At 71.1% G+C, this 16794-nt stretch carries 16 protein-coding genes; 4 read left to right on the forward strand and 12 right to left on the reverse strand.

Annotation, left to right across the window (positions count from 1 at the left end; translation table 11 throughout):
- Positions 1-6: 6 nt before the first annotated feature.
- The 5 genes from AB0D99_RS19685 to AB0D99_RS19705 form a co-directional block, all read right to left on the reverse strand.
- On the reverse strand, positions 7-822 hold the full coding sequence (locus AB0D99_RS19685) for an aldose 1-epimerase (protein ID WP_362363280.1): 816 nt from the start codon (positions 820-822) through the stop codon (positions 7-9).
- Between the two features lie 20 nt (positions 823-842).
- Positions 843-1664, reverse strand: coding sequence for an SRPBCC domain-containing protein (locus AB0D99_RS19690; protein ID WP_362363283.1), 822 nt, complete (start codon positions 1662-1664; stop codon positions 843-845).
- A 68-nt stretch (positions 1665-1732) separates the two neighbouring features.
- Positions 1733-3442, reverse strand: a complete 1710-nt coding sequence (locus AB0D99_RS19695; RefSeq protein ID WP_362363286.1) for a polyamine aminopropyltransferase — start codon at positions 3440-3442, stop codon at positions 1733-1735.
- Between the two features lie 75 nt (positions 3443-3517).
- Positions 3518-4036: a DUF2617 family protein gene (locus tag AB0D99_RS19700; RefSeq protein ID WP_362363289.1), complete on the reverse strand. Its 519-nt coding sequence runs from the start codon at positions 4034-4036 to the stop codon at positions 3518-3520.
- Between the two features lie 307 nt (positions 4037-4343).
- Complete coding sequence (locus tag AB0D99_RS19705; RefSeq protein ID WP_362363292.1) at positions 4344-4532, reverse strand: hypothetical protein; 189 nt, start codon at positions 4530-4532, stop codon at positions 4344-4346.
- A gap of 94 nt (positions 4533-4626) precedes the next feature.
- On the opposite strand from AB0D99_RS19705, the gene AB0D99_RS19710 reads away from it, so the two are divergent.
- On the forward strand, positions 4627-5802 hold the full coding sequence (locus tag AB0D99_RS19710) for a pyridoxal phosphate-dependent aminotransferase (protein WP_362363295.1): 1176 nt from the start codon (positions 4627-4629) through the stop codon (positions 5800-5802).
- A 144-nt stretch (positions 5803-5946) separates the two neighbouring features.
- Here AB0D99_RS19710 and AB0D99_RS19715 read toward each other — a convergent pair whose 3' ends face one another.
- Positions 5947-6477, reverse strand: coding sequence for a YbjN domain-containing protein (locus AB0D99_RS19715; protein ID WP_362363298.1), 531 nt, complete (start codon positions 6475-6477; stop codon positions 5947-5949).
- A 223-nt stretch (positions 6478-6700) separates the two neighbouring features.
- Positions 6701-9286 carry an ATP-dependent chaperone ClpB gene (gene clpB, locus AB0D99_RS19720; protein WP_362363300.1) on the reverse strand — a complete coding sequence of 862 codons (2586 nt, stop codon included), beginning with the start codon at positions 9284-9286 and terminating at the stop codon, positions 6701-6703.
- A gap of 119 nt (positions 9287-9405) precedes the next feature.
- On the opposite strand from clpB, the gene AB0D99_RS19725 reads away from it, so the two are divergent.
- Positions 9406-9819: a pyridoxamine 5'-phosphate oxidase family protein gene (locus tag AB0D99_RS19725; protein WP_362363303.1), complete on the forward strand. Its 414-nt coding sequence runs from the start codon at positions 9406-9408 to the stop codon at positions 9817-9819.
- Positions 9820-9967: 148 nt separating this feature from the next.
- Here AB0D99_RS19725 and AB0D99_RS19730 read toward each other — a convergent pair whose 3' ends face one another.
- Positions 9968-10288 carry a (2Fe-2S)-binding protein gene (locus tag AB0D99_RS19730; RefSeq protein WP_331916590.1) on the reverse strand — a complete coding sequence of 107 codons (321 nt, stop codon included), beginning with the start codon at positions 10286-10288 and terminating at the stop codon, positions 9968-9970.
- Between the two features lie 393 nt (positions 10289-10681).
- On the opposite strand from AB0D99_RS19730, the gene AB0D99_RS19735 reads away from it, so the two are divergent.
- Together AB0D99_RS19735 and AB0D99_RS19740 are read left to right on the forward strand one after the other, a co-directional pair.
- Positions 10682-11665: a helix-turn-helix transcriptional regulator gene (locus AB0D99_RS19735; RefSeq protein ID WP_362363307.1), complete on the forward strand. Its 984-nt coding sequence runs from the start codon at positions 10682-10684 to the stop codon at positions 11663-11665.
- A 5-nt stretch (positions 11666-11670) separates the two neighbouring features.
- Entirely contained in the window at positions 11671-12144 is a 474-nt protein-coding gene (locus AB0D99_RS19740) for a hypothetical protein (RefSeq protein WP_362363310.1), read from the forward strand.
- Between the two features lie 57 nt (positions 12145-12201).
- Here the strand turns inward: AB0D99_RS19740 and AB0D99_RS19745 are convergent, their stop codons facing one another.
- From AB0D99_RS19745 to dnaK, 4 genes are all read right to left on the reverse strand, one after another.
- On the reverse strand, positions 12202-12660 hold the full coding sequence (locus tag AB0D99_RS19745; protein ID WP_362363313.1) for a helix-turn-helix domain-containing protein: 459 nt from the start codon (positions 12658-12660) through the stop codon (positions 12202-12204).
- Between the two features lie 4 nt (positions 12661-12664).
- Positions 12665-13852, reverse strand: a complete 1188-nt coding sequence (gene dnaJ / locus AB0D99_RS19750) for a molecular chaperone DnaJ (protein WP_362363316.1) — start codon at positions 13850-13852, stop codon at positions 12665-12667.
- A gap of 190 nt (positions 13853-14042) precedes the next feature.
- A complete protein-coding gene (grpE, locus tag AB0D99_RS19755) occupies positions 14043-14711 on the reverse strand; it encodes a nucleotide exchange factor GrpE (protein WP_362363319.1) in 669 nt (222 codons plus the stop codon).
- Positions 14711-16555 carry a molecular chaperone DnaK gene (gene dnaK / locus AB0D99_RS19760; protein WP_362363322.1) on the reverse strand — a complete coding sequence of 615 codons (1845 nt, stop codon included), beginning with the start codon at positions 16553-16555 and terminating at the stop codon, positions 14711-14713. Before dnaK ends, grpE begins: the two co-directional genes overlap by 1 nt.
- Positions 16556-16794 lie beyond the last annotated feature (239 nt).

The following is a 16794-nucleotide window of genomic DNA, read 5'->3' on the forward strand; positions in this document are numbered from 1 at the left end:
ACGAGCTTAAGGCGCGGTGCCTCCGAGCCGCCGCCAGGCCCACGTGGCCGCGATCTCCAGGGGCTCGATCGGGGTCACGTACGTCGGGTGGGTGTTGAGCCCGTTCGGCGGTCCGGACTGCGGCTCGACACAGACCGCCTCCGCCTGCTCGTCATAGATCACCACCCACTCCGCGCGGCTGGTCACCGTGAGCTCCAGCTGCTCCGGCCAGGTGAGGGTGACGTCCACGCCGCCGGGCATACCGAAGCAGTCGTCCCAGGGGCCCGGGGTGGGCCCGATCCGGCGCCCGGTGGGGAGGTGGTCGGCGCCGCGCTCCTCCTGCCAGTCGGCGGTGAAGTCGAGACGAACCTCCTTGCCGTCCTCCCCGAGCGTGCGGTTGAACCAGGGGTGCCAGCCCGCCTGGGCGGGGAAGGAGTCGGCGTGGGTCTCGACGCCCAGGCTGAGCGTGAGCCCGTCCTCGGTCAGTTCGAAGAGCTGCGTGACCCGGCCGGCATACGGCCAGGGGTCCCCGAGTTCATAGGTGAACGCGGCCGTGCGGCCGTCCCCGTCCGCCGTCCTCGCGGCCTTCCACACGGTGTCGCGGCCGGTGCCGTGGATGGCGAAGGGCGGGGAGTTGAGGGGCATCTGGTGCACCTCGGCGCCGTCGCGGAACCGCCCGTCCTCGATCCGCCCGCACCACGGCACCATCGGGAAGCATCCGTACCGCTCGCCCTGGCGGAGCAGTTCCGTTCCCGCGATCCGCAGGCTCTCGATCCGGCAGCCGTTGTCGGGGTTGATGGTCAACTCGGCGTCGCCCGCCGTCAGTCGTGTCAGCTCGCTCACGACTCCGACAGTAGACGGGATCAGCGCCGGCGGCGCAGGGCCCGGCCGACGACGACCGCCGAGGCGAGCGCGAGCGCGGCCGCGGGGGCGATCCAGCGCAGGGTGGCGCCCGCACTGGCCGACTCGGGCGCGGGGACCGGCGCGTACCGTCCGCGCGGCGGGGCGTGGTCGACCTCCTCGGCGGACCGCCCGATCATGGTGCGCCGGGCGTGGGCGGCCTCGGCGGCGGGCGGCTCGGCGGGGTACTCGACCGGCGCGTCCTCGAAGTCACCGTCCACGAAGGGGTCGAGCGACGGCGGCGGGAGGGGTGTGTCGTGGACGCTCGCGCGGTGGGGCTCCTCGACGCCGTCATCGACCCCGTCGCTGTCGCTGTCCGCCTCGTCCTCGACCGCTTCGTCCACCTCGTCGGCGGCGAGCTCCGCGACGGCGGCCAGGCCGGCGGCGAACTTCTCGATCAGCCGCTGGGCCGCCGACTCCCGCGCCTCCTCGGAGAGCTCCGCGAGCCGCCCGGTCCGCTCGGCGTCGCCGGTGAAGGTCAGCGTCGTCCCGTCCGCCACCGGGGTGAGCGCGATCGCGAGGGAGAACGTCACCGAGCCCTTGCCGCGGACCTCGGTGCCCTTGCCCTCGACGGCGACGACACCGTCCCGTGCGACCAGGCGCAGCGCGCCGCGGTAGGTGATCGTGTTGCCGCCCGCGCGGATTCTCAGCCGACCCGACAGCGGGTCCGCCCCCGCTTCCGCGTCCTGCTGGAGGCCGGGGACGCAGCGCGCCACCCGGGCGGGGTCCGTGAGCGTCTCGCGCAGGACGTCGGCCGGTACCGGAACGAACACCTCATGCTCCATGGAAACCGAGCCTACTCAGACCGGGCGTCGGCGTCGCCTGTTTGCCCCGGCAGCACTCGCGGCGACGCTCACCCGCCGTAGCGCGGGTGCACCAGCGTCGACGGCGGCGGGCCGGCTCCGCGCGGGTCGCGGGTGGCCTCCGCGGCCCGTGCCCCGGCCGCGAGGTCGTCGGCCGTGAGGGACCGCAGCCGGGGCGCGTCGGGGGCGAGGCCCAGATCGGGCGGGTAGGTGTCGGCGACGGCCAGGAGGTATCCCCAGTCCGCGGTCCCGGTGCCGGTGCCGGTGCCGGTGCCGGTGCCGGTGCCGGTGCCGGTGCCGGTGCCGGTGAAACGGTCCGCCCGCTCGGCCCGGTCGGGTCCCGCGCCGACCCGCGCGCCCCTGCCCCGCGCGCTGTACGGCCGGGTCGCGAGGCCCGCCGCGCGCAGGGTGGCGTCGACCGTCCAGAAGGTACGGGGGCGGGCCGAGGCCGAGCCCGCGTGGACGACGAGCCGTCCGCCGTCGGCCAGTACCCGGGAGGCCAGCCCGTAGAACTCCTGCGAGTACCACTTGGCGCCCGTGGAGATCCCCGGGTCGGGCAGGTCGGAGACGATCACGTCGTACCGCCCGCCCTCCGTCGCCCCCCGCAGCCAGTGGAAGGCGTCGGCGACCGCCACCCGCACCCGCGGGTCGCGGTACGCATGGCCGTTGAGGGCGGTCAGCTCGGGGTTGGTCCGGGCGAGGCGCACGACTCCGGGGTCGCGCTCGACGACGGTGACGGAGCGGACGCCGGGGTGGCGCAGCACCTCGCGGGCGGCGAGTCCGTCCCCACCCCCGATGATCAGCACGCGCGCGTGGCGCCCGGTCATCGCCGGGTGCACCAGCGCTTCGTGGTAGCGGCGCTCGTCCCGGCCGCCGGCCCGCAGCCGCCCGTCCACGAAGAGGTCCGGCGGGCCTCCGGGCCCGCCCGTCACCACCACCTCCTGGAGGTCGGTGTGGACGGCGACCCGCACGCTGTCGCCGTACACCGCGCGGCGGGCGGCCCGCTCGAAGTCGTCGACGAGGACGGTGGCGGTGGCGAGGACGGCGAGGACCGTCACGTTCGCGGCGATCAGCAGCGCCCGGGACCCGGGGCTGAGATCACGCCGGAAGAGCCAGAGCACCAGGCCGCCGCCCGCCACCGCGTTCACCGCGCCGGTCACGAGCGCGCCGGTGAGCTGCCCGAGCCAGGGCAGCAGCAGGAACGGGAAGGCGAGGCCGCCGACGAGCGCCCCCACGTAGTCGGCGGCGAACAGCTCGGCGACCGTCCCGGCGGGGTCCCGGGCGCACTCCTTCCCCCGTGCGCCGGGGGCGCGCGCCGACTCCGCCTTCTGGATCAGCGACATCAGGAGCGGAATCTCCGCCCCGATGAGCACGCCGATGGCGAGCGAGAACCCGACCAGGACGTACCGGGCCTCGCCGATCCACGCGAACGCCGCGTACAGCACGAGGGCGGAACAGCCACCGACCAGCGCGAGTCCGCCCTCGACCAGGCCGAAGGCGACGGCGGCGCGGCAGCGCAGCCGCTTGGCGAGCAGCGAACCGACGCCCATCGCGAAGACCATCAGCGACAGCACGACGGATGCCTGGGTGACCGAGTCGCCGATCAAGTACGCGGCGAGCGCGACCAGTTCCAGCTCGTAGACGAGTCCGCACGCGGCACAGACGAAGACCACGACCAGGACCGGATACCGCACCGGGCTCGGCCGCACGGGCGCCCGCGTCACCCTCTTGGGTGGCAGGGTCACGGGCGGATCGATCATGTTCGTAACGCTACGTCGTGCTTCTGTCGCCGCCTGTCACCCACACGAGTGCACATGAGGCTCCGAAGGGGCGCGTTACAGCGACGCGGGCATACGAACGCCGATCCGCGTCCTGGTGACGACCAACTGCCCTTCCTGCGGGTAGGCATGCCAGGTGCGCCAGCGCACCTGGCCCTCGTGGCGCTGCGCCAGCATCGCCGTGAAGGCGTGCGGGGAGCCGGGGAACGTCCCCGCGAGGCCGTTGGGATGGTCGGCGACAAGCGCGAGCAACTCCTGCGCGCGGCCCGCGAAGGAGCCGTGGGACAACGTTTCGACACGCGCCGCGAATTCGTACTCCCACGTGCCGAAGCGCTTGGAGACGCCCAGCGGCAGCGGCGTACTGCTGCCGGGCATGCAGGCGACGGTCTCCGAGCAGCTGTGCTCCTCTTCCTCCAGAAGCACCTGATGGGAGGCGCCGAGAAGCCGCAACTGCAGCTTTGCGCCGGTCAGTTCGAGGTCGAGAACGGCGAGGGCGGGCAGCGGCTCGCGCCCGAGCGCCCAGGCCAGATCGGCCGCGCGGGTGTCGGTGTAGGAGGTCTTCAGGGTCGTGAGCATGGGTCGGCTCCGCAGACACGGTTCGACGGGTGGGCCGGGACGCCCCGGAGAAGGGTTCGAACGAGAGTGGAGGAGCGCCGGCTCGGGCACACACGGTCCGAGGGCTGTCTCTTTTCAACAGCGAGGGAATCATGGACGTCGATCGACTCGCAGCGTTTTTACCCAACTTGCAGCGGTTTCCATCCCCTTCGGGGACCCAACAGTTCACTTGTTCAATCAGAATCGACGGCGGCTCCAACACAGAGGTGCCCGGCGGATGTTGAACCGGCCGGGCACCTGGGTGATCGCGGGAGGCGACTGCCCCGTGTCAGTCGCCGCCGCCACCGCCCCCGCAGCCGCCCCCGCCGCCGCAGGACGAGCCTCCGCCGCAGGACGAACCGCCGCCGCTCGACCAGCCGCCGCCGCGCCGCCCGCCGCCGCTCCGTGAGCCCTTGACGACTGCCGCGATGACCCCGATCACGAACAAGGCGATCAGCGTGGTGATCAGAAATTCCATGTGTGACACCCCCGTAGGTCTTGTGTGACAGGGGGATGCCCTCCACCGCTCCGGTCCAAAGCGCACTTGAGGAAGTCCAGAGCTTCACCGCAGGATGGCGGGCATGACACGACCGCTGCTCAACCGCCGGCTCGCCGAGTTCGGGACGACGATCTTCGCCGAGATGTCCGCGCTGGCCGTCCGGACGGGGGCGATCAACCTCGGGCAGGGCTTCCCCGACACCGACGGCCCGGAGCAGATCCGGGAGGCGGCGGTCCGGGCCCTGCGCGACGGACGCGGCAACCAGTACCCGCCGGGGCCCGGCGTCCCCGAGCTGCGCACGGCCGTCGCCGAGCACCAGCTGAAGCGCTACGGCCTCGCGTACGACCCCGACACGGAGGTCCTCGTCACCGCCGGCGCGACGGAGGCGATCGCCGCCTCGCTCCTCGCCCTCCTCGAACCGGGCGACGAGGTGATCGCCCTGGAGCCGTACTACGACTCGTACGCCGCCTGCATCGCCATGGCGGGGGCCACGCGCGTACCGGTCACGCTCCGCCCGCACGAGGGCGCGTACCACCTCGACCTGGACGAGCTGCGGAACGCCGTCACCGACCGGACGCGGCTCATCCTCCTCAACACCCCGCACAACCCCACCGGCACCGTCCTGACCCGCGCGGAACTCACCGCCGTCGCCGAGCTCGCCGTCGCGGGCGACCTGCTCGTCGTCACCGACGAGGTGTACGAGCACCTGGTCTTCGACGACGCCGAGCACGTGCCGATCGCGAGCCTGCCGGGGATGCGCGAGCGCACGATCACCATCGGCTCGGCGGGCAAGACCTACTCGTTCACCGGCTGGAAGGTCGGCTGGATCACCGCTTCCCCCGCGCTGACCACCGCCGTCCGCTCCGCGAAGCAGTTCCTGACCTACGTCTCCTCGGGCCCGTTCCAGTACGCGATCGCCGAGGCGCTGCACCTGCCCGACGCCTACTTCGACGACCTGCGCGCCGATCTGCAGGCCAAGCGCGACCTGCTGAGCGACGGCCTCGCCCAGGCGGGTTTCCAGGTCTACCGGCCGGCCGGCACCTACTTCGTCACCACCGACATCCGCCCCCTGGGCGAGTCCGACGGCTTCGCCTTCTGCCGCGCCCTGCCGGAGCGGGCGGGCGTGGTCGCCATTCCCAACGCGGTCTTCTACGACCACCAGGACGAGGGAGCGCCGTTCGTGCGCTTCGCCTTCTGCAAGAGGCTCGATGTCCTGGAAGAGGCGGTCTCGCGGCTCAAGCGGCTCTGAGCGCACCCCGCCGGGGCGCGGCACGGGACACGAAGAGCCCGGCCGGGGCCGCGATCGTGAGGGTCGCGGCCCTGGCCGGGCTCTCGTCGGCTACGGGGTGCACGCGCCGTCGGCGGCGTACACGGCCCCGCGGGAGGCCGAGGGCTACTCGCCCCCGGTCTCCTTGTCCTCGGGGGACTCCAGGCCGAACTGCTCCACGAGCCACTTGTCGAACTCGATGGAGGCGCGCACCCAGCTGACGGTGGAGGACACGAAGTGCTCCAGCGCGACGCCGGTGCCGATCAGCATCTGGGCCTCACCGATGAGACGGAGGGTGGCGGAGCCGTCCTCCTCCTCGTGCAGGTGCGTGTACACCTTGGGCCACAGGGTGCGGCGGTTCCAGTCGTCGATCGCGTCGAGAACCTTGGCGCGGTCGTCCGCGGAGTGCGGGCGGTCGTAGAACGTCCGCACCGAGAAGACACGCTGGTCCTCCTCGCCGCGGAACATGAAGTACGTCCGGAACTCCTCCCACGGCGCCGCGAGGTCACCCTCGTCGTCGACGACGTACTTCAGCTCCATCTGGTCCAGGAGCTGCTTGACCAGGTCCTGGTCGGGGACGACGGGGCCCGCCGGTCCTGCCGCCTGAGGCTGGGGCTGTCCCCCGAAATTCGGAATCGAGGACGGGTCGATGCTCACCGTGAATATCCCTTCGTACGGTTGCCGCCATCCTCCCCCATGCCGGGCGGTACGGCGCAAGCCCCGCCTGCCGCGATCCGCTGCGGGCTGACAAGAACTGGTGCCTATGGGGGACAAACCGAAGCGGCGCGATCACGGCCCGTGCCCACGGCGCGCGCGGTGGTGTGCGAGGGCGGGGCCGCCCTCGCACACCCCGGGTCCCGCGGCCGCCGACCCGGCCCTGCTACTGCACCGCGCCGACGATCAGGCCGTCCTCGAAGCGGTCCACGCGGACCGTGTCGCCGTCGCGGACCTCGCCCGCGAGGATCTCCCGCGCCAGCCGGTCCCCGATCGCCGTCTGGATGAGGCGGCGCAGCGGCCGGGCGCCGTACGCCGGATCGTTGCCCTCCTCGGCCAGCCAGGCCAGCGCCTCCGGGGTGACCTCCAGCGTCAGCCGGCGCTCGGCGAGCCGCTTGGCGAGCCGGTCGATCTGGAGCCGCGCGATCCGCCCGAGCTCGGACTCGTCGAGGGCGGAGAAGACCACCAGGTCGTCGAGCCGGTTGAGGAACTCCGGCTTGAAGGAGCCCCTCACCACCTCCAGGACCCGCCGCTTCTTCTCCTCCTCGCCGATCAGGGGGTCGACCAGGTACTGGCTGCCCAGGTTGGACGTCAGGATCAGGATGGTGTTGCGGAAGTCGACCGTGCGGCCCTGGCCGTCGGTGAGCCGTCCGTCGTCGAGGACCTGCAGCAGGATGTCGAAGACCTCGGGGTGGGCCTTCTCCACCTCGTCGAGCAGCACGACGCTGTACGGGCGGCGGCGCACCGCCTCCGTGAGCTGGCCGCCCTCCTCGTAACCGACGTAGCCGGGGGGCGCGCCGACGAGCCGGGCGACGGAGTGCTTCTCGGAGTACTCCGACATGTCGATGCGGACCATGGCCCGCTCGTCGTCGAAGAGGAAGTCCGCGAGCGCCTTCGCCAGCTCGGTCTTGCCGACACCGGTCGGACCGAGGAAGAGGAAGGAGCCGGTGGGACGGTCGGGGTCGGCGATCCCCGCGCGGGTGCGGCGGACGGCGTCGGAGACGGCCCGGACGGCCTCGGTCTGGCCGATCAGCCGCCTGCCGAGCTCGTCCTCCATCCGCAGCAGCTTCTGGGTCTCGCCCTCCAGGAGGCGGCCGGCGGGGATGCCGGTCCAGGCGCCGACCACGTCCGCGATGTCGTCGGGGCCGACCTCCTCCTTGACCATCGTGCCCTTGGTGACCTCCTGCTCGGCCTCGGACGCCTCCTCCAGCTCGCGCTCGAGCGTCGGGATCTCGCCGTAGAGCAGCTGGGAGGCGGTGTCGAAGTCACCGTCGCGCTGGGCCCGCTCGGCGCGGCCGCGGAGCTCGTCGAGCCGTTCCTTGAGCTCGCCGACACGGTTGAGGGACTGCTTCTCCTTCTCCCAGCGGGCGGTCAGGCCGCGCAGCTCCTCCTCGCGGTCGGCGAGGTCGCGGCGGAGCTTCTCCAGGCGCTGCCTGCTGGCGTCGTCGGTCTCGTTCTTCAGCGCGAGCTCCTCCATGCGCAGCCGGTCCACGGAGCGCTGGAGCTCGTCGATCTCGACGGGCGAGGAGTCGATCTCCATCCGGAGCCGGGAGGCGGCCTCGTCGACCAGGTCGATGGCCTTGTCGGGGAGGAAGCGGGAGGTGATGTAGCGGTCGGAGAGGGAGGCGGCGGCCACGAGCGCGGAGTCGGCGATCTGGACCTTGTGGTGGGCCTCGTACCGGCCCTTGAGTCCGCGCAGGATCGCGATGGTGTCCTCGACGCTCGGCTCCGCGACCAGGACCTGCTGGAAGCGGCGCTCCAGGGCGGGGTCCTTCTCGATCCGCTCGCGGTACTCGTCGAGGGTGGTCGCGCCGACCATGCGCAGCTCGCCGCGGGCCAGCATCGGCTTGAGCATGTTGCCGGCGTCCATGGCGGAGTCGCCGCCGGCGCCCGCGCCGACGACGGTGTGCAGCTCGTCGATGAAGGTGATGATCTGGCCGTCGCTGGCCTTGATCTCGGAGAGGACGGTCTTCAGCCGCTCCTCGAACTCCCCGCGGTACTTGGCGCCCGCGACCATCGCGCCGAGGTCGAGCGAGACCAGGCGCTTGTCGCGGAGCGACTCGGGGACGTCGCCCTTCACGATCCGCTGCGCCAGCCCCTCGACGACGGCGGTTTTGCCGACGCCGGGCTCGCCGATGAGGACCGGGTTGTTCTTGGTGCGGCGGGAGAGCACCTGGACGACCCGCCGGATCTCCTGATCGCGCCCGATGACGGGGTCGAGCTTCCCCTCCCGCGCGGCGGCCGTGAAGTCCGTGCCGAACCTCTCCAGCGCCTTGTACTGACCCTCCGGGTCGGGTGTGGTCACCCGGCGTCCTCCCCTTGCCCTCTCGAACGCGTCCAGCAGCCTCTTCGCGCCCGCTCCCTGCCTGTCGAGGAGCTCGCCCGCGCGTCCGCCCCTCGCCGCGATCCCGACGAGCAGGTGCTCGGTGGAGAGGTACTCGTCCCCGAGCTCCTTGGCCACCTCGGCGGCCTCGGCGATGACGGCGAGCAGCTCCCGGTCGGGCTGCGGCGGCGCGACGGTGGAGCCGGTCACGCTGGGCTGGGCGGCGAGCAGCCGCTCCGCCCCGGACCGTACCGCGGCCTGGTCGGCCTCGACGGCCGCGAGCAGGTCGGTGATGTTCTCGTTGTCCTGGCCGGCGAGCAGGGCGAGGAGCAGATGCGCGGGGGTCAGATCGGGGTGCCCCCCGGCCACGGCGCGGCTGGTGGCCGCGTTGATCGCGTCCCGGCTCCTGTTGGTCAGTTCGGCGTCCACGTGCGCTTTCTCCTCCTCGGTGTGCGCGGTACACGTCCATGACTCATCCAGCGTACACAAAGTTGAGTCTATTCCGCTCAAGGTGTCGTCCATGACCGTCCCGCGGGTAGGTTCCGGGCATGGCGACTGACCCGCGGAACCCGGACGACTCGTACCTCAGCTTCTGGCGCGAGTACCACATGAGCACCCTGACCACCCCGCGCCCGGACGGCACCCCGCACGTCGTGGCGGTGGGCGTGACGTACGACCCCGCGGGCGGCGAGAACGGCATCGCCCGGGTGATCACCAACAAGCACAGCCACAAGGTCGCCAACGTCCTGGCGGCGGGTCCCGAGGGCGCGCGCGTCGCGGTCTGCCAGGTGGACAAGGGGCGCTGGGCGACGCTGGAGGGCGTGGCGCACATCCGCACGGACGCGGCCGTCGTCGCGGACGCGGTGGAGCGCTACGCGGCGCGCTACGGCCGGACGCCGGCCCCGAACCCGGACCGGGTGGTCATCGAGATCGCGCTGACGCGGGCCATGGGCCGGGCGTAGGGCGGGCACGGCGGGTCCGGAGGAGACGGCCCGGGGGGCTTCGTCCGACGTACCCGGACAGCACAGCGGCGCCATCGCGTTTCAGGTCCGCGATGGCGCCGCTGTGTGGGGGAAGCACCTGAGCGATCTACAACGACGGGGGAACCGCTCAGGCACTGCGGGGGGTGGCGGTGATGGTCTCGGGCTCGACCAGCTGGTGGTCCCGCTGGTCGAGATTGACGAAAATCATGCCGTACCGGATGGCACAGCGAACGGGCTGCGGGGCTCCGCGGGGCCGGCGCAGACACCGGTAGGCGCGAACGTCCTCGTCCTGCTCACGAGCGACGACGATCGGTTCTCCGAAGAGGGTGACCATCAACGAATCGCCACGGTGGGGGATGGCCGTGACGAGGTCGATGAAATGCCACCCGGATCGATAGGCCGAAGCCATCTCTCGCCGGAAGACCCGGTCGTCCGGCGGCACGGTCATGCGTCCGCGCCCGCCGGGGAGGAGTCCCACACCGGATCGGCCTGGGCTGCCGGGGACACGTCCCACACCGGGTCGGTCACACCCGCCGGAGAGACGTCCCACACAGGATCACCGGCGGGGGCGACATCCCACACCGGGTCAGCGGGAGCGGCGACAACACTGACAGGAGCGCTGTCCCATACCGGGTCGCTGGTGGCCAGCGCTCCTACTGCCGCCGCCCCTATGAAGACGGAAGCAAGTACCGAGCGAAGCAGTTTTCTGGACATGAGCGGCTTCGACCTCACTTGATGGTTTCCTCTCCCCCGCGTACAAGACGATGGCTCAGTCTTTGCGCTTCCACCACCAGGGCAATGCATCATGTTCCTGAAATACAGGATCCTGGGGGGTGTTCAAATGCCGCATAACGAACCAGACGCGACACATCCCCACGGTCACGTCGATCTCTGTGCAGCCGGATCGGACTTGTACGCCAGTGCGTTGCGTACCGGGCGAATAACCAGGAGCGAGGCAGAAGCGGCGCCCTGCCTCATGGACCTGGCACTTCTCCACCCCGACGCCGACGACCCCGCGTGGCTGCGACCGGTCCCACCCTCGGCGGCGCTGGCCCGGCTCGTCCACCCCCTGGAGCGGGAAATCCAGGAGCGCCGCAGCCTGGCTCTCGGACTATCCAGCGTTTTCGAGCCGTTCATGGCCATCAGCGCCCAGGACCCCTCGACGACCCACGCGATCACCGTCCTCGAAGGCATCAACCGCATCGACGCCGTCCTCGGCCGCGCCACCGCCGAGTGCTCACAGGAACTGCTCACCATCCAGCCCGGCGGCGGACGCAGCGAGCACACCCTCAACACCGCGCTCCACCGCATCCAGCCGCTCCTCGAACGCGGCGTCCGCGTCCGCACCCTCTACCAGCACACGGCACGCCACAGCCACGGCATGCAGGTCTACCTGGAACAGGCCGGCATGGACCGGCTCCAGGTCCGGACCCTGGAGGAGTCCATCGAGCGGCTCATCATCATCGACCGCTCGGTCGCCCTGATACCCGCCCGCCAGGACCGCCAAGTCGCCCTGGAGCTGCGCCATCCGGGCCTGGTCGAGTACCTGGCGACCGTCTTCGAGCAGTCCTGGGCCCGGGCCACCCCCTTCGGCGAGCAGGTGCCCTACGCGCAGACCCACGACGGCATCAGCGGCATCCAGCGGTCCATCGCCAAACTGCTCGTCGAAGGCCACGTCGACGAGGCCATCGCCCGCCGGCTCGGCATGAACGTCCGCACCTGTCGCGCCCACATCGCCAAGCTCGCCGCCGCCCTCGGCAGCGGCAGCCGAGCCCAACTCGGCTTCCTCATCGCCCAGTCCGGAATCCTGAACCAGGACAATTGACCACCATGTACGTACAGATCGACCTGGACGACCGGGCCGGCACCCTGCGGGTCTCCGCCGCCGGGCTGCCGACCGTGGAGCTCGTCCGGGCCCCGGGGACCACCCCCGACCCGCACATCCCCATCGGGACCCGCAAGCGCGACCTGCTCACCCTCACCGTCGACGGCGAGCCCGCCACCATCCGGCCCTCGCGAGGACGGCTGCTGCGGCGCTCGTACCGGGTCGACGTCCGTGTCGGCGACACCCGCTACCGGCTCGTGCCCTGCGGCTACGTCGACAGCCGACTGCTCAGGAACGGACGCCCGCTCGGCACCCTGGACTCCTCGGGCGACGGGCGCGTCGACGACGAATGGGCCGCCGGCACGGAGCCCGAGCCCCTGGACCGGGCCGTCGGCATCGCCCTCGCCGCCGCCTTCGGCACCGGCGCCGCGCCCTGGTGGGAGACGCTCGGGGACGTCGTCAGCGAACTCATCCCGTAACCGGCGCACGCGTAGGCCCCCTCCCGCGGGGAGGGGGCCTACGCGTCGTCGTGAGAACTACTCGCCGCCGGGCCGCTTGGGGCGCCACACCACCAGCGCGCTCGCCTGCTGCACATCGGTGTACGGCACCAGGTCCCGCCGGTACGAGGCGTGCACCTGCGCCTCACGCTGACGCATCGCCGACGCCGCGCCCTCGACGGCCGCCGACAGCTCGGCGACCCGCTGCTGGAGCGCCGCGACCTGGTTCTCCAGCTCGATGATGCGCTTGATGCCCGCCAGGTTGATGCCCTCGTCCTGCGACAACGCCTGCACCGCACGGAGCAGTTCGATGTCACGGGCCGAGTAGCGCCGGCCCCGGCCCGCCGTGCGGTCGGGCGAGACCAGCCCGAGGCGGTCGTACTGCCGGAGAGTCTGCGGGTGCAGGCCCGAGAGCTGGGCCGCCACCGAGATGACGTACACCGGCGTCTCGTCGGTCAGTTCGTACGGATTGCGGCTGCGTCCCGGTCGGCTGTCCATCGGGTCAAGCTCCCTTCGCGGCCTGGAACAACTCTGCCCTGGGGTCCTCGCCCGCCGTCGCCTGACGGTAGGTCTCAAGGGCCTCGCGGGCCTTGTCGTCGAGCTCCTTCGGCACCGCGACCTCCACCGTCACCAGCAGATCGCCGCGCGTACCGTCCTTGCGGACCGCGCCCTTGCCGCGGGCACGCATGGTACGGCCGTTGGGGGTGCCGGCGGGCAGCTTCAGCGTGACCGCCGGACCGCCCAGGGTCGGCACCTTGATCTCGCCCCCGAGCGCCGCCTCGTCGAACGTGACGGGCACGGTGACGGTCAGGTTGTCGTCCTTGCGGCCGAAGACCGGGTGGGCGTCGACGTGGACGACGACGTACAGATCGCCGCTCTGTCCGCCGCGCTCGCCCGGCGCGCCCTTGCCCCGCAGCCGGATCCGCTGCCCGTCGGAGACCCCGGCGGGGATGCGGACCTGCATGGTGCGGGAGGACTTGGCCCGCCCGCTGCCCTTGCAGACCTCGCAGGGGGTCTCGGCGATCAGGCCGCGCCCCTTGCAGTCCACGCACGGATCGGTGAGCGAGAACGAACCGCTGCCGCCGCGCGAGACCTGCCCGGTGCCGACACAGGTCGGGCACACACGAGGCGTGCCGTTCTTGTCGCCGGTGCCCGAACACGCCTTGCAGGGAGCCTGGGAGGACATCCGCAGCGGCACCGTGGCGCCGTCCACGGCCTCGGTGAAGCTGAGCGTCACCTCGGACTCGATGTCCTGACCGCGGCGCGGCTGCGTACGCGCACCCGCGCCGCCGCCCGCGCCCCGGTTGAACAGTCCGCCGAAGACGTCGCCGAGACCGCCGCCGAAGCCGCCGGCGCCGCCCGGGCCGCCGGCTCCCTGGGCGCCGCCGAAGAGGTCGCCCAGGTCGAAGTTGAAGTTGCCGCCGCCCGGTCCTCCGGCACGGAAGCCTCCGTTGCCGAAGAGCGCGCGGGCGTCGTCGTACTCCTTGCGCTTCTTGGGGTCGCCGAGGACGTCGTTCGCCTCGGAGATCTCCTTGAAGCGCTCCTCCGCCTTGGTGTCGCCCTTGTTGGCGTCCGGGTGGTTCTCGCGGGCGAGCTTCCGGTACGCCTTCTTGATCTCGGCGTCGGTGGCGTCCTTGGGGACGCCGAGAACCTTGTAGTAGTCCTTCTCGACGAAGTCCTTCGTGCTCATCGACGTCCCTCCTCTCGGACGATCTTCGCGCTAGCCCGCAGGGCGTGCGATCCGACTCCGCGTGGGCTCGCGACGCCCGGCACGCGCATCTGCTGCGTTGTCGTCAGTCGCCGACGCTCCGCGTGGGCTCCTTCCTCCGCCTTGCAGCTGCACGCGCCGGACGCCGCTCCCTCATCCACGCGGAGTCGCGTCACACACCCTCCTCGGGGCCACCGCTCTCCTCGTCTGCCGACTTCTCTTCCTTCACGGCCGGCGTCGCCCCGGGCTGGGGCTCGGCCACCGCCACGCGCGCGGGCCGGATGGTCCGCTCGCCGATCCGGTACCCCGGCTGCAGGATCGCCACGCAGGTCGTCTCGGTGACGTCCGGCGCGTACGAGTGCATCAGGGCCTCGTGGATCGTCGGGTCGAAGGGCTCGCCCTCCTTGCCGAACTGCTGCAGCCCCATCTTGGCGGCCACCGTCTCCAGCGACTCCGCCACCGACTTGAAGCCGCCCACGAGCTCGCCGTGGTCCCGGGCCCGACCGATGTCGTCGAGCACGGGCAGAAGCTCCGTCAGAAGGCCCGCGACCGCGATCTCCTTGACGGTGACCCGGTCCCGCTCCACCCGACGGCGGTAGTTCTGGTACTCGGCCTGGAGCCGCTGGAGGTCCCCGGTGCGCTCGTTGAGCGCGCTGCGGACCTGGTCCAGCTGGGCGGTGAGACCTGCGGTCTCGGCCGAGCTCTTGCTGCTTGCGTCCCCGGCCGGGGCCGCCGGGCCCTCCTCCGTGGAGGGGGCCTCGGCGGCATCGGCGGCGTCGTCAGGGGTGGCGCCGGAGGGGACGTCGGGCTGCTCGTCGAAGCCCGGGGTCTCCTCCGTCATCAGGCAGCGCCGCCCTTCGGCTTCTCGTCGTCGACGATCTCGGCGTCGACCACGTCGTCGTCGGCCTTGGCCTCGCCCTGCGGGGCGTCGCCACCGGCGGCCTGGGCGGCCTGCGCGTCGGCGTACATGGCCTGACCGAGCTTCTGGGAGACGGCCGCGACCTTCTCCGTGGCGGTGCGGATCTCCGCGGTGTCGTCACCCTTGAGCTTCTCCTTCAGCTCGGTGACGGCGGCCTCGACCTCGGTCTTGACCTCACCGGGGACCTTGTCCTCGTTGTCCTTGAGGAACTTCTCCGTCTGGTAGACGAGCTGCTCGCCCTGGTTGCGGGACTCGGCGGCCTCGCGGCGACGGTGGTCCTCGTCCGCGTACTGCTCGGCCTCCTGGCGCATCCGGTCGACCTCGTCCTTCGGCAGCGAGGAGCCGCCGGTGACGGTCATCTTCTGCTCCTTGCCCGTGCCCAGGTCCTTCGCGGTCACGTGCATGATGCCGTTGGCGTCGATGTCGAACGCCACCTCGATCTGCGGGACGCCACGCGGCGCCGGCGGCAGACCGGTCAGCTCGAACATGCCGAGCTTCTTGTTGTACGCCGCGATCTCGCGCTCACCCTGGTAGACCTGGATCTGCACCGACGGCTGGTTGTCCTCGGCCGTCGTGAAGATCTCGGACCGCTTGGTCGGGATCGTGGTGTTGCGCTCGATGAGCTTGGTCATGATGCCGCCCTTGGTCTCGATACCAAGCGACAGCGGGGTCACGTCGAGGAGCAGGACGTCCTTGACCTCACCCTTGAGCACACCGGCCTGCAGGGCGGCGCCGATGGCGACGACCTCGTCCGGGTTCACGCCCTTGTTGGCCTCCTGGCCACCGGTCAGCTCCTTGACGAGCTCGGCGACGGCCGGCATACGGGTGGAGCCACCGACGAGAACGACGTGGTCGATCTCGGACAGGTTGATGCCCGCGTCCTTGATGACGTTGTGGAACGGCGTCTTGCAGCGCTCCAGCAGGTCGGCGGTCAGCTGCTGGAACTGAGCCCGGGTGAGCTTCTCCTCCAGGTGCAGCGGACCCTCGGCGGAGGCCGTGATGTACGGCAGGTTGATCGACGTCTCGGTGGAGGACGACAGCTCGATCTTCGCCTTCTCCGCGGCCTCGCGGAGACGCTGGAGAGCCATCTTGTCCTTGGCCAGGTCGACGCCGTGGCCGTTGGCGAACTGCTTCACCAGGTAGTCGACGACGCGCTGGTCCCAGTCGTCACCACCGAGGTGGTTGTCACCGTTGGTGGCCTTCACCTCGACGACGCCGTCACCGATCTCCAGGAGCGACACGTCGAAGGTGCCGCCACCGAGGTCGAAGACGAGGATCGTCTGGTCGTCCTTGTCCAGGCCGTAGGCCAGGGCGGCCGCGGTCGGCTCGTTGACGATGCGCAGGACGTTGAGGCCCGCGATCTCACCGGCCTCCTTGGTGGCCTGACGCTCGGAGTCGTTGAAGTACGCCGGGACGGTGATGACCGCGTCGACGACCTTCTCGCCCAGGTACGCCTCGGCGTCGCGCTTCAGCTTCTGCAGGATGAAGGCGCTCATCTGCTGCGGGTTGAAGTTCTTGCCGTCGATCTCGATCTTCCAGTCGGTGCCCATGTGGCGCTTGACCGACCGGATGGTCCTGTCGACGTTGGTGACCGCCTGGCGCTTGGCGACCTCGCCGACGAGCACCTCGCCGTTCTTCGCGAAGGCGACGACGGACGGCGTGGTCCTGGCGCCCTCGGCGTTGGTGATGACGGTGGGCTCGCCGCCTTCGAGAACGCTGACGACGGAGTTAGTCGTGCCCAGGTCGATGCCGACCGCACGTGCCATTTCAATTCCTCCAGCTGACTGACTTGAGTGGAACTGACTCAAGGATGCATGACGGCACTCGGCACGTCAACAGACCTGAGCGGGGGCGACTCAACTCTTCACTCTGGAGGCCGCTCAAAGCGGCGCGGTTGGCGCGTCATTCCCCGCCCGGACGCCCCTCCGCGTGAGAGAGTCCGGGGTGCCCCTGACGGGCATAGCGGGCATATCCCACGAATATCCCATGAATGTCACTCGAAAGG

Origin of the sequence: Streptomyces sp. NPDC047971, assembly GCF_040653355.1 — a bacterium.
GTDB lineage: Bacteria > Actinomycetota > Actinomycetes > Streptomycetales > Streptomycetaceae > Streptomyces.

What these genes read in the sequence shown, in the direction of transcription:
- AB0D99_RS19740 (WP_362363310.1), top strand. Translation starts at nt 11,671, where the DNA reads ATGTACGTACAGATCGACCTGGACGACCGGGCCGGCACCCTGCGGGTC.
- AB0D99_RS19705 (WP_362363292.1), bottom strand. Translation starts at nt 4,532, where the DNA reads ATGGAATTTCTGATCACCACGCTGATCGCCTTGTTCGTGATCGGGGTC.
- grpE (WP_362363319.1), bottom strand. Translation starts at nt 14,711, where the DNA reads ATGACGGAGGAGACCCCGGGCTTCGACGAGCAGCCCGACGTCCCCTCC.
- AB0D99_RS19710 (WP_362363295.1), top strand. Translation starts at nt 4,627, where the DNA reads ATGGCGGGCATGACACGACCGCTGCTCAACCGCCGGCTCGCCGAGTTC.
- AB0D99_RS19690 (WP_362363283.1), bottom strand. Translation starts at nt 1,664, where the DNA reads ATGGAGCATGAGGTGTTCGTTCCGGTACCGGCCGACGTCCTGCGCGAG.
- AB0D99_RS19730 (WP_331916590.1), bottom strand. Translation starts at nt 10,288, where the DNA reads ATGACCGTGCCGCCGGACGACCGGGTCTTCCGGCGAGAGATGGCTTCG.
- AB0D99_RS19745 (WP_362363313.1), bottom strand. Translation starts at nt 12,660, where the DNA reads ATGGACAGCCGACCGGGACGCAGCCGCAATCCGTACGAACTGACCGAC.
- AB0D99_RS19725 (WP_362363303.1), top strand. Translation starts at nt 9,406, where the DNA reads ATGGCGACTGACCCGCGGAACCCGGACGACTCGTACCTCAGCTTCTGG.
- AB0D99_RS19735 (WP_362363307.1), top strand. Translation starts at nt 10,682, where the DNA reads ATGCCGCATAACGAACCAGACGCGACACATCCCCACGGTCACGTCGAT.
- dnaJ (WP_362363316.1), bottom strand. Translation starts at nt 13,852, where the DNA reads ATGAGCACGAAGGACTTCGTCGAGAAGGACTACTACAAGGTTCTCGGC.
- dnaK (WP_362363322.1), bottom strand. Translation starts at nt 16,555, where the DNA reads ATGGCACGTGCGGTCGGCATCGACCTGGGCACGACTAACTCCGTCGTC.
- AB0D99_RS19700 (WP_362363289.1), bottom strand. Translation starts at nt 4,036, where the DNA reads ATGCTCACGACCCTGAAGACCTCCTACACCGACACCCGCGCGGCCGAT.
- AB0D99_RS19695 (WP_362363286.1), bottom strand. Translation starts at nt 3,442, where the DNA reads ATGATCGATCCGCCCGTGACCCTGCCACCCAAGAGGGTGACGCGGGCG.